Below are 11,941 nucleotides of genomic sequence, written 5' to 3'. Positions count from 1 at the left end.
GCGAAAAAAGTGGAGAGCCAATGGAAAAAAGCTTTGCTTTTTTTAAATTATTTTCAATCGCAAGGATTTTCCGCCTATATTGTTGGAGGAGCGGTACGTGATTTTCTTCTTCAAAGAAAAGTGAATGATTTTGATGTAGTAACAAGTGCTTCTCCGCGCGATATAGAAATGATGTTCTCCAACGCTTGTCAGCCATCCAAGCAGTTCCCTACGTTTTTCATTCGATGGCAGGACACTCAGTTTGAAGTGAGCCCTTTCCGATCCATTCTGAATACATTAACAGCTGATTTGTATCATAGAGACTTTACAATAAATGCTATTGCAATGGATGAAAAACAAAACATTATTGACCCATTATGCGGCCGAGTAGATTTAAATAATAACATCATCAGGGCTAATGAACCTTTTAAACGTTTTAAAGAGGATCCTTTGCGAATTCTCAGAGGGTTTCGTTTTGTTGCAGAATTAGGCTTTACTCTCGAAGAAAAAACTATGGAACAGGCACTGAATCAGTTATTTGCTTTAAAGAACCTCCCAATAGAAAGAGTTCAAATGGAAATAGAGAAATTGCTGAGAGGAAATAAACATGCACGGGCGCTTTCTTGTTTATTCTCAAAGGCAGTCCCTGCTTTTTTTCCTGAAAATATTAAGGCAGTATATTTCACTCGAGATATAAATCGTATGAAAATGGACGAGCTCCTTACTATCACAGAAAAATGGGCTGCTTTTCTCTGGCTGTTGTATGGGAGTAATGCCATGGATAAAACAGGGTCGTGGAAGTTTTCAAACCATTATAAAAAACAGATTAAGGCCATTCTTCAATTTGTTAATCATTACCCAGATTATATTCCTTGGGATAAATATATGGTGTATCAAACCGGAGAAGAGCTAGCTCTGCAAATAGATCGCGTGCACCAATGGATATATAGGTCTAATACTAACTTCTGTTTAATTAAACATTTATATAATTCCCTGCCTATTGTGAATAGAAGAGATTTAAAGATAAATGGGAAAGATATAATAGAAGTTTTCCCCTGTATAAAAAAAGAAAAAATAGGTGTGATGTTAAAAGAACTTGAGAAGGCGGTAGTAATGGGAAGAATAGAAAATCAAAAAATGGAAATGGTCACATTTATAAAGGAGCAGCTTTATAATGAGAGGTAAACTATTACAATTGTTAATGAAAACATCAAACACTTTTATCTCAGGCCAAGAGATAAGTGAAAACTTAGGGATTTCACGTACAGCTGTGTGGAAGCATATAGAAGAATTACGTAAAAACGGCTATCAACTAGAAGCTGTGCCTAGAAAAGGTTATCGTCTTCTTCATACTCCAAATCATGCCAGTGCAGACGAAATTGAAGCCTTGCTTACTACAAATAAAATTGGTAAGAACATTATATTCAAAAATGAAGTAACCACCACCCAGGAATTAGCACATGAGCTTGCGAGGAATGATGCCTCTGAAGGAACAATCATTGTGGCAGACCAACAACTGCAAGGTAAAGGAAGGTTGGGTAGAGAATGGCACTCACCACCAGGAACGGGGTTATGGTTCAGCTTAATACTAAGACCAGATGTACCTCCTCAAAAAGCTCCACAGCTCACTTTATTAACTGCAGTGGCGGTCACAGAAGGCATTTATGAAGCAGCCGGTATCGAAGCAGAAATTAAATGGCCAAATGATATTCTCATTGATGGAAGAAAAACAGCCGGTATTTTAACAGAAATGCAGTCAGAGCCTGATCGGGTACAAGCTGTTATTATTGGGATTGGATTAAATATCAACCAACAGCCAGAACACTTCCCTGATGAACTTTTATCAAAAGCGACTTCTCTTTCTATCGCTAAAGGGAATAAGATCTTTCAGCGGGCTAATGTTATTGCTGCTATTCTTGGACGGTTTGAAAGCTGGTATTATCAGTATTTAAATCATGGTTTTGATCAAGTCAGAAAACGATGGGAAGCCCTTGCTGTTACGATCGGAAAAGAAATAACTGCTACGACTGTCACGAAAACGGTAAAAGGAACAGCCGAAGGGATCACAGATGACGGAGTGCTGTTATTGAGGAAAATGAATGGGGAAATAGAACATATATATAGTGCGGATATTGAGTAACCTCCTTCCGTAAATCTTTGATATACTGACATTACAGACAATATCCTTTTGTGGAATTGTACTGTAGCTTTATATATTACAAATCAAAATTGTCTGCCTTGATCCAAACAGGACAGGGACGGAGAAAGTCGAGAAGCAGCCAGCAGCAAGGCCAAGGTTACTTCTCACTTCTCCACATGAAGGAGGAGGAACAGATGAAAAGTACTAGCTCATTTTTGAAGATGAAGCAAAAACAGGAACCTATTGCTATGATGACTGCTTATGATGCGCCATCAGCTAAAGCAGCAGCAAAGGCAGGTATGGATTTAATTTTAGTAGGAGATTCTGCAGGGATGGTCGTGCACGGTTATGATTCAACAATTCCCGTTACTCTCGATGATATTATATTGCACTCAAAAGCAGTAAGACGAGGTGCACCAGATGTGTTCGTGGTGGCCGACCTCCCTTTTTTAACATATAATGGAGAGTTTTCGGACACCCTTTACGCTGTGAAAAGATTAATGCAGCAAGCAGATGTTCAAGCTGTAAAACTAGAAGGGGGCGGTCAAACGCTTCCTACTGTGCAGCGTTTGACGGAAGCCGGAGTGCCGGTTATGGGGCATTTAGGATTAACGCCTCAGTCGGTAAATGTTCTTGGCGGATACAAAGTTCAAGGGAATACAGAAGAAACAGCAAACAGATTAGTAGAAGAAGCACAAGCTGTGGAAAACAGCGGAGCTTTTGCTCTTGTGCTTGAATGTGTACCTAGACAGTTGGCTGCTCATATATCTTCTTTACTGAATATACCTGTTATCGGTATTGGTGCGGGTGCCGAAACAAATGGTCAAGTTCTCGTTTTTCATGATGCTATTGGTTTTTCGGATGGTTTTACTCCTAAGTTTGTCAAACAGTATGCCAATGTCCAGCATGAAATTGAAACTGCTTTAACGCATTATGTAGATGATGTGAAACAATTGAGGTTTCCTGAAGAAAAGCATACTTTTACTATAAATGAAGACATGTTAGGAAAGTTTTACGGAGGGATAAAATCATGATATTTATTTCCTCTGTTAATGAATTACGTAATAATATTAACTCTTTAAAAAAAGAGCAAAAAACAATAGGATTTGTGGCTACAATGGGTGCTCTTCATAAAGGTCATCTTTCTCTTATGGAACGTGCGAAAAAAGAGAATGATGTCCTGGTAGTAAGTATTTTTGTGAATCCTTTACAATTCGGTCCGGATGAAGATTATGAACGTTATCCCCGATCCTTGGAAGAAGATACGAAGCTTGCAGAAGAAAAAGGAGCAGACATATTATTTGCTCCTTCTGCAGCGGAAATGTACCCTGGTCCTATGTTTAATACAGTAAAAGTCACTTCTGGTACAGATGTCCTTTGCGGTAAGAGCCGCCCGGGGCATTTTGATGGAGTAGCGACAGTTGTATTAAAATTATTTCAAATGATGCAGCCTGATTGTGCGTATTTTGGACAAAAAGATGCTCAGCAAGTTGCTGTGATTAAAAATATGGTATTTGACTTTAATATTCCAGTTCATATTTCAACTTGTAAAACGATGAGAGAAGATGACGGTTTAGCTGTAAGTTCGCGTAATGTTTATTTATCGAAGAAAGAACGACGTGAGGCTCCTCTCCTGTACGAGAGTTTACAAAGAGGTGCCGGTCGAGTGAAAGAAGGAATGAGGGACGCGGATTCGATAAAAAGTGAAATAATGCTATCTTTAAAAAAACATATGGATGCAGTTATTGATTATGTAGAAATTCTGTCTTACCCTTCGTTAAAACAAATGGATAGGATATCCGGACAAATAATTATCGCAGGAGCTGTTCAATTTTCAAAAGCCCGTTTAATCGATAATGTCATAATAGACGTAAATGGTTATAGAAAGGGGCAGGGAAATGTTTCGCACTATGATGAAATCTAAACTGCATCGTGCCACTGTTACAGAAGCAAATTTAAATTATGTAGGAAGCATAACTATTGACCAGGAACTAATGGAAGCAGTTGATCTTCTCGAAAATGAAAAAGTTCAAGTAGTTAATAATAATAATGGTGCTCGTTTGGAAACATATGTAATAACTGGAGAGCGAGGAAGCGGAATAATATGTTTAAACGGAGCTGCTGCTCGTTTGGTACAGCCTGGAGACAAAGTAATTATAATAGCATACAGCTTAATGGAAGAAGCAGAATGTCTTAAGTTTAATCCTAAGGTCGCGGTATTGGATGAAAAGAATCAAATTTCGGATATGCTCTCCTTTGAACCGCCTTCCACAGTAATATAAGAGTGGTCCCCGGCGGAGTGAAATCTTCTTGTCGGGGACTTCCTTATATAAATTCTTGATTAATGAAATCGTTAAGTTTGACCACACCGGGGTGAACGCTATGTCGGAAAAATTCGTCGTAATTGATACAGAAACAACTGGAAATGCACCAAAAAAAGGAGATAAAATTATTCAAATTGGGGCTGCAGTTATAGAAAATGATCAAATAAAGGAAACCTTTTCAACTTTTGTCCGCCCCTTTCAGCACATCCCGGTTTTTATCCAACAGTTAACAGGAATAAGGGACGAAGATGTTATAAGTGCGCCTGCTTTTTTCGAAACAGCTCCTTATCTGCTGGAATTATTAGAGGGCGCTTATTTTGTTGCACATAATGTCCCTTTTGATTTAAATTTTATAAACCAGGAACTTATACAAGCTGGATACGAGCCTTATTCCGGGCCTGCAATTGACACAGTGGAATGTGCTCGATTTCTATATCCATCGGCTCCGGCTTATCAGCTTTCACAGCTTGCAGACTGGTTGAATATCTATCATGACAGACCTCATCAGGCTGATAGCGATGCCATTGTTACAGCCCATTTATGGTTGAAAATGAAAGAAAAGCTGTTTCATCTGCCTGCAGCCACATTAAAATGGCTGAAGGGATTAGCTGTTCATATGGAGAGCGATATTTCCTCTATCATTTCAAACGCTTATAAGGTAAATAAACGTAATGATACTATAGAAAATAACGGTATTGAGATATATAAAGGACTGGCTATTAAAAAGCATGAACCCTGGAAACAGAACAGTAATACTGAAAAAATATCAGGTGAGGAGGAATTTTTTTCTGGTTCTGGACTGCTTGCTGAAAGCATGACCGGTTATGAACAGCGAATAGGCCAGCAAGAGATGGCCAGCGCAATAAGAGAGGCATTTCATGCAAGAGAGCATTTATTAATAGAAGCAGGAACCGGTATTGGAAAAAGTTTATCTTATTTAGTTCCTGCCTTGTATTATTGTAAAACTGCTGATCGTCGTGTGATGGTATCAACGCACACGGTTAATCTTCAAGAACAGTTAATGGAAAAAGAAATTCCTTTGCTGCATAAAATTCTGCCGTTTGAATTTAATGCAATTTTGTTTAAAGGCAGAAACCATTACTTATGTCTAAGGAAATTTAAACAGTTATTAAACACCGCACCTTCTACATATGAAGAGGTTTTAGGGCTGGCTCAAATATTAATATGGATATTAGAAACGTCTACTGGTGACGTAGAGGAAATAAATATAGCAGGAGGAAGCAACAGTGCCTTTTGGGAAAAAGTAAGAAGCGATGAAACAACTTTTTCACAAGCATCATTGGAATGGTCATCAAAAAATTATTATAATCGTGCAATAGAAAAAACAAATCAAGCTGATTTGATCATTACAAACCACGCACTTATGTTTACTGATCTCTCAAAGGAACAAAGCATACTGCCATCATATAAAAATATTATCGTTGATGAAGCTCATCACTTGGAGGAATTAGCCTCAAAGAAATTAGGGTTAGAGGTGAATTACTTTGATTTAACTCAAGTATTTCATCGATTGGGCTTTATGGATAAAAACGGTTTGTTTCAACGTTTAATGGTTTACGAACAATCTGTTCATCATCATTTTGCGTCTCATTGGTATCAGCGGCGGGAAGATCATTTCATTTTGCTGAAATATGAAGTAGACGAGTTATTTAGACTGCTTCACCATTTCTGCCTCGAGAAAGCCCCAAAAAAACAAACGGATGTAGGGAGAATATCTGTAAGATATGACTTATCGAAAGAGGTGTCATCTAATTGGAAAGTTATACAGGATTCACTGAAACGAATTCTTATTCTATTTGAAGAAGAAGCGGAGGCATGGCTTACTTTTTATAATTATTTGTCTTCTTGTGTTCCTTCCAATTCGTTAGAATATGGTCTGCTTCATGATTTTAAAGCTGCAGCAAAAGATGCAGAACAGGTTTGTGATCAGTTATTTTCATTGTTATTGGAACATGATGAAAACTGTGTGTATTGGATGGAAATTGATAAAAAAGGAGCTGCAAACGCAGCATATTTATACGCTAGACCTGTAGACGTATCAGAACTCTTGGCTGATCAATTTTTTGCTGAAAAAGACAGTGTAGTTCTCACTTCTGCGGCACTAACTGTTGATGGATCTTTTTCTTATGTGATAAAGAAGTGGGGTCTTCAGGACTTTGCTCCCCAGACCCTTCAACTGCCTTCTCCATACGATTATAAAAATAAAGCAAAAGTGTTTGTGCCAGATGATATGGCTGCTATTAAAGACGGTGAAAAAGAGTTTATTGTTCAAACTGCAGAATTTATCTACCACACTGCCTCTATAACTGAAGGAAAAATGCTTGTTTTATTTACCTCTTTTGATATGCTGAAAAAAACGTATTACCAATTAAGAATGTGGGATGAAGCAAGTGATTTTGTTTTAATTGGTCAAGGCTTAAAAAGTGGAAGCCGTTTGAAATTAATGAAGGCTTTTAAACAATATGAAAATGCTATTTTGTTAGGAACGAGTTCTTTTTGGGAAGGTATAGACATTCCTGGAGAAGACTTGCGCTGTTTAGTTATTGTAAGACTTCCTTTTTCCCCGCCGAACGAACCTATTTCTCAAGCTAGAATGGAAAAAGTTCGGACAGAGGGAGGAAACCCTTTTCAAGAAGTTTCACTTCCACAAGCCGTATTGCGTTTTAAACAGGGTTTTGGAAGATTAATCAGGCATAAAAATGATAAAGGTGTAGTGGTGGTCCTAGACAAAAGAATTTCACAATCAGCTTATGGGAAATATTTCATCCAATCTCTTCCGAGTCTGCCTGTTGTGAAAAAGCCTACTGACTCGGTTTTAAATGATATTGCGTCTTTTCTGCATGAATAGACGGTGCAAAGAGGAGTGATGATGCTATGGATCATTTTATTCTCAACCATATAGATATAATTACTACAAATCCTGCTAATAGAGTACAAAAAGATATGTACATCATAATCAAGGGTGGGATCATACAGGAAATCGGGAAATGCCCCTTGCCGGATTCGTCAAAAACGGGTGTACCGGTTTTTGACCAGAAAGGAAAATGGCTGCTTCCCGGAATGTACAATACTCATGCTCATACACCTATGTCACTATTACGCGGGGTTGCTGACGACGTCCCCTTAAAAGCATGGCTTGAACAGGAGATTTGGCCACGTGAGAGCTTGTTAGATGAAAGAAAAGTGAAAGCTGGAACTTCTTTAGCTTTAGCAGAAATGATACGTTCTGGCACAGTAGCTTTTTTGGATATGTACCACTTACATATGAATCAGGTATTTGATATAACAGTCGATGCAGGTTTGAAAGCAGTATTAAGCCGCGGCATGATAGGGCTAGGTGCAAAATATGAGCAGAATGAAAAGCTCAAAGAAGCTTGTGAACTTGCTGATTACTGGAATGAAACAGGGAAGGGAAAAGTAAAAGGAATGCTTTTCCCGCATGCTCCCTATACCTGCCCTCCAAACTTTTTGGAAGATGTCATTTCACAAGCCCGCAGCCGTCAATTTAAAATAGGCACACATTTAGCTGAAACAAAAGAAGAGGTTAACGAACATCATAATCGGTATGGTAAGTCTCCTATCCGCCATTTGCATGATCTCGGCTTCTTTGAGCAAGAAGCTATTTTAACTCACGTTGTTCATGTTTCAGATGAAGAGCTGGAGCTGTTGAAAGGTGATCTTATTACCGTATCTCACAATCCGATGAGCAATGCAAAATTAGGTTCAGGAACAGCTCCCCTTCCTAAGATGTTAAAACAAGGGATTAAAGTATCGATAGGTACAGATAGTACGGCTTCAAACAACAATTTAGATATGTTTCAGGAAATGAGAACAGCAGCCTTAATGCAAAAGACAGTGGAGCAAAACCCAGCTAGTTTAACTGCAGATCAAATATTTGAAATGGGAACGTTACATGGGGCTGATGCGCTTGGATTTACTGGTAAAGGTCTTATTAGTCCTGGAGGACCGGCTGATTTCATTATGATGGATGCTTCTTCTTTGCATTTGCAGCCTGAGGAGAATATTTTTTCGCATTTGATTTACTCTGCGTCTGGTCATGATGTAACGGATGTTTTTGTTTCAGGAAGCCAGCTTATGAAAGACAGGGAATTACTCACACTTGATGAAGAAAAAATAATATACGAAGCGAATGAGTGCTTTAAAGGTCTGAAAAACGGTTTTTAAACAGAAAGGGAGACTGTTAATGCAGCGGATGGTGATTCGAGCTGCTGGAGTTGGTTTGATACTTATTTTGGGGATTGCAGCTATCATTTTTTTTAATGCCCGTTCTTCACTGGCAGAAGATCTGAATAACGCTGAAACTTTACTGCATGCAGAAGCGGATATCGAATCTGTTAATAATGTGAGCTATTATTTTGGTGAAGATGCGGTGTATACCGCTGAAATCACGAATACGGAAGGGGAAAACGAGTGGGTATTTATTCGGAACGAAGAAATAGAAGAAAGACTACCCGAGCAGCAAAGTTTAAAACGGTCGGAAGCAGAAGAATTGGTCAAGGAAACGTTTGATTTACAAAAAGTAAGAAGTGTAAAGCCGGGGTATGAGCAAGGTGAACCGATATACGAGATAACTTGTGAAAAAGATAACCGTCTGCACTTTTATTATATGAATTTAAAGAACGGTGAGTTTATAAAGAGGTACAGCATGAAGCAATCATGAACATCTTCAGCCTTTGTAAAGCAGAGAGTGGTTTAATAGAAAAAAGAGGAACGTTATTGCAGAAAACGAACCTTGAATTAATTCCTTCAATTTAATACACTGACTTTATTGTATAAGAAGGGAAAATGAAGAAATTTCGCCTGTCAGACATATCAGCATCGACCTAAGTATGGAACTTTATAAAACTAAGGAGGAAACAAATATGCAATTATCAAAAAGAGTATCTACCCTGACCCCCTCTTCTACTTTAGCTATCACAGCAAAGGCAAAGGCATTAAAAGCGGAAGGACATGATGTAATTGGACTGGGTGCAGGGGAACCTGATTTTAATACACCTTCATACATAATAGAAGCTGCTGCTTCTTCTATGCGAGAGGGTTATACAAAATATACTCCTTCTGGAGGGCTGCCAGCCTTAAAGGATGCTGTGATTGACAAGTTTAATAAAGACCAGGGCCTTAACTATACTCCTGATGAAATAATGGTTGGAACAGGCGCAAAACATGTATTATATACTTTGTTTCAAGCATTGCTTGATGAAGAAGACGAAGTGATTATCCCTACTCCATATTGGGTAAGCTACCCAGAACAAGTCAAGCTTGCTGGCGGTAAACCTGTCTATGTAGACGGACTGGAAGAAAATGATTTTAAAATTACTCCGGACCAGCTTGAAAATGCGGTAACCAGTAAAACGAAAGCAGTAATTATTAATTCCCCAAGTAATCCAACGGGAAGTATGTATAGTAAGGAAGAGTTAGAAAAGTTAGGAGAAGCTGCTATAAACAATAATCTTCTTGTTGTTTCAGATGAAATTTATGAAAAGCTTATTTATGGTGAGGCTGTTCATCATTCCATCGCTCAAGTATCTAATCCGTTTAAAGAACAAACAGTGGTTATTAACGGTGTTTCTAAATCTCATTCAATGACCGGCTGGAGAATTGGATATGCGGTAGGAAATAAAGAGTTAATTAAAGCAATGACAAGCTTAGCCAGTCATTCAACATCAAACCCGACAGCCAGCTCTCAATATGGTGCTATTGCAGCATACACAAAAGAGGATGGATCTGTTGAAAAAATGAGAGAAGCATTCGAAGAACGACTGAATCGTGTTTATGAAAAACTAATACAAATTCCTGGAGTGACCTGTGTCAAACCTAAAGGCGCCTTCTATCTTTTCCCTAATGTAAAAGAAGCAGCTGTAAAAGGTGGTTTTTCCTCTGTAGACGAGTGGGTGAAAGCATTATTAGAAGATGAAAAAGTTGCTGTTGTACCAGGCAGCGGCTTTGGCTCTCCGGATAATATTCGTTTATCCTATGCTACTTCTCTTGATTTGTTGGAGAAGGCGTTAGAAAGAATAGAACAATTTGTAGAGAAGCATTCCTAATAGGAAAGGAATAGCTGAGCCTTAATTGACTGTGCTTTTTCAACGACTGTATAATAGTTCTTGTCAACATAGGCCTTTAGTGAAGGAGGAATTTCTGTTGAAAACGACCATTCAGCATATTGGGGACTTTACAGGTGAAAAGGTCCGTATCGGCGGCTGGATTGCAAATAAACGCTCAAGTGGTAAAATTGCATTTTTGCAGCTGCGCGATGGAACCGGATATATACAAGGTGTTGTCGTTAAAAATGAAGTTGGTGAAGAGTTATTTCAAACAGCTAAAAACCTTCCTCAGGAAAGTTCTATTTATGTAGAAGGAACTGTACAAGAGGATGAGAGATCTCCTTCAGGCTATGAGCTGCAAGTAACTTCTTTAGAAGTTATTCATGAAGCAACAGATTACCCTATTACACCTAAAGAACACGGTACTGAATTTTTAATGGATCACAGACATTTATGGATCCGTTCTAAAAAACAGCATGCTATATTAAGAATTAGAAATGAAATTATAAATGCCACCTATGAATTTTTTAAAAAAGAAGGATTTATTAAAGTTGACTCTCCTATTTTAACGGGGAGTTCAGCAGAAGGGACTACGAATTTATTTCATACAAAATATTTTGATGAAGATGCATATTTATCTCAATCTGGACAGCTTTATATGGAAGCCGCCGCAATGGCATTTAATAGAGTCTTTTCCTTTGGTCCAACTTTCCGGGCTGAAAAGTCAAAAACAAGACGCCATTTAATTGAGTTTTGGATGATAGAACCAGAGATGGCGTTTGTGGACCATGAGGAAAGCCTGGTTATTCAAGAGCAATATGTAACCTATGTTGTTCAGTCTGTTTTAGATAGATGTCAGCTGGAATTTAAGGCATTAGGAAGAGATAGAGCTCGATTAGAAAAAGTACAGGCTCCATTTCCCCGAATAACGTATGACGAAGCCATTGAGATTCTTCAAAAAGATGGCCACGAGATTACCTGGGGAGAAGATTTTGGAGCGCCTCATGAGACAGCGATTGCAGAGAAGTTTGATAAACCAGTATTTATTACACATTATCCTTTAGAAATCAAAGCATTTTATATGAAACCAGACCCTGAACGAAAAGATGTGGCACTTTGTGCCGATTTAATTGCTCCGGAAGGCTACGGGGAAATCATTGGCGGGAGTCAGCGTATTGATGACTTAGAGTTAATGAAGCAGCGTTATAACGAGTATAATCTGTCTGAAGATGCTTACCGCTGGTATTTAGAACTGCGTAAGTATGGTTCTGTGCCTCATTCTGGTTTTGGACTTGGACTTGAAAGAACAGTCGCTTGGATAGCTGGGACAGAACACGTGAGAGAAACCATACCGTTCCCTCGCTTGCTAAATCGATTGTATCCTTAATAATATCTGAATCTCCCCCTTTTTT

Annotated in this window: 10 protein-coding genes; all 10 read left to right on the top strand. The window is 38.5% G+C overall.

Annotated features, from left to right (window positions below; translation table 11 throughout):
* The first annotated feature begins 9 nt into the window (after positions 1-9).
* The 10 genes from ACE1TI_RS06015 (at position 10) to asnS (ending at position 11,916) form a co-directional block, all read left to right on the top strand.
* Entirely contained in the window at positions 10-1,164 is a 1,155-nt protein-coding gene (locus ACE1TI_RS06015; protein ID WP_375006683.1) for a CCA tRNA nucleotidyltransferase, read from the top strand.
* Positions 1,154-2,119: a biotin--[acetyl-CoA-carboxylase] ligase gene (locus ACE1TI_RS06010; RefSeq protein ID WP_375006682.1), complete on the top strand. Its 966-nt coding sequence runs from the start codon at positions 1,154-1,156 to the stop codon at positions 2,117-2,119. Before ACE1TI_RS06015 ends, ACE1TI_RS06010 begins: the two co-directional genes overlap by 11 nt.
* A gap of 194 nt (positions 2,120-2,313) precedes the next feature.
* Positions 2,314-3,153 carry a 3-methyl-2-oxobutanoate hydroxymethyltransferase gene (gene panB / locus ACE1TI_RS06005; RefSeq protein ID WP_375006681.1) on the top strand — a complete coding sequence of 280 codons (840 nt, stop codon included), beginning with the start codon at positions 2,314-2,316 and terminating at the stop codon, positions 3,151-3,153.
* Positions 3,150-4,043: a pantoate--beta-alanine ligase gene (gene panC, locus ACE1TI_RS06000; RefSeq protein WP_375006680.1), complete on the top strand. Its 894-nt coding sequence runs from the start codon at positions 3,150-3,152 to the stop codon at positions 4,041-4,043. The genes panB and panC overlap by 4 nt, the downstream gene beginning before the upstream one ends.
* Positions 4,018-4,401, top strand: coding sequence for an aspartate 1-decarboxylase (gene panD, locus ACE1TI_RS05995; RefSeq protein WP_375006679.1), 384 nt, complete (start codon positions 4,018-4,020; stop codon positions 4,399-4,401). The genes panC and panD overlap by 26 nt, the downstream gene beginning before the upstream one ends.
* A gap of 100 nt (positions 4,402-4,501) precedes the next feature.
* Entirely contained in the window at positions 4,502-7,312 is a 2,811-nt protein-coding gene (gene dinG / locus ACE1TI_RS05990; RefSeq protein ID WP_375006678.1) for an ATP-dependent DNA helicase DinG, read from the top strand.
* A gap of 26 nt (positions 7,313-7,338) precedes the next feature.
* Positions 7,339-8,649 (top strand): amidohydrolase, encoded by a 1,311-nt coding sequence (locus ACE1TI_RS05985; protein ID WP_375006677.1) that lies wholly within the window; start codon positions 7,339-7,341, stop codon positions 8,647-8,649.
* Between the two features lie 19 nt (positions 8,650-8,668).
* Positions 8,669-9,145, top strand: coding sequence for a PepSY domain-containing protein (locus tag ACE1TI_RS05980; protein WP_375006676.1), 477 nt, complete (start codon positions 8,669-8,671; stop codon positions 9,143-9,145).
* Positions 9,146-9,347: 202 nt separating this feature from the next.
* Entirely contained in the window at positions 9,348-10,529 is a 1,182-nt protein-coding gene (locus ACE1TI_RS05975) for a pyridoxal phosphate-dependent aminotransferase (RefSeq protein WP_375006675.1), read from the top strand.
* 97 nt (positions 10,530-10,626) lie between these two features.
* Positions 10,627-11,916 carry an asparagine--tRNA ligase gene (asnS, locus tag ACE1TI_RS05970; RefSeq protein ID WP_375006674.1) on the top strand — a complete coding sequence of 430 codons (1,290 nt, stop codon included), beginning with the start codon at positions 10,627-10,629 and terminating at the stop codon, positions 11,914-11,916.
* The last annotated feature ends 25 nt before the right edge of the window (positions 11,917-11,941 follow it).

Origin of the sequence: Alteribacillus sp. JSM 102045 (assembly GCF_041949975.1) — a bacterium.
GTDB lineage: Bacteria > Bacillota > Bacilli > Bacillales > Marinococcaceae > Alteribacillus.
This window is presented reverse-complemented; position numbering and strand designations above follow the sequence as displayed.

Excerpts from the sequence above, each read along its gene's own strand:
- ACE1TI_RS06010 (WP_375006682.1), top strand. The coding sequence starts at position 1,154 with ATGAGAGGTAAACTATTACAATTGTTAATGAAAACATCAAACACTTTT.
- panB (WP_375006681.1), top strand. The coding sequence starts at position 2,314 with ATGAAAAGTACTAGCTCATTTTTGAAGATGAAGCAAAAACAGGAACCT.
- panC (WP_375006680.1), top strand. The coding sequence starts at position 3,150 with ATGATATTTATTTCCTCTGTTAATGAATTACGTAATAATATTAACTCT.
- panD (WP_375006679.1), top strand. The coding sequence starts at position 4,018 with ATGTTTCGCACTATGATGAAATCTAAACTGCATCGTGCCACTGTTACA.
- dinG (WP_375006678.1), top strand. The coding sequence starts at position 4,502 with ATGTCGGAAAAATTCGTCGTAATTGATACAGAAACAACTGGAAATGCA.
- ACE1TI_RS05985 (WP_375006677.1), top strand. The coding sequence starts at position 7,339 with ATGGATCATTTTATTCTCAACCATATAGATATAATTACTACAAATCCT.
- ACE1TI_RS05980 (WP_375006676.1), top strand. The coding sequence starts at position 8,669 with ATGCAGCGGATGGTGATTCGAGCTGCTGGAGTTGGTTTGATACTTATT.
- ACE1TI_RS05975 (WP_375006675.1), top strand. The coding sequence starts at position 9,348 with ATGCAATTATCAAAAAGAGTATCTACCCTGACCCCCTCTTCTACTTTA.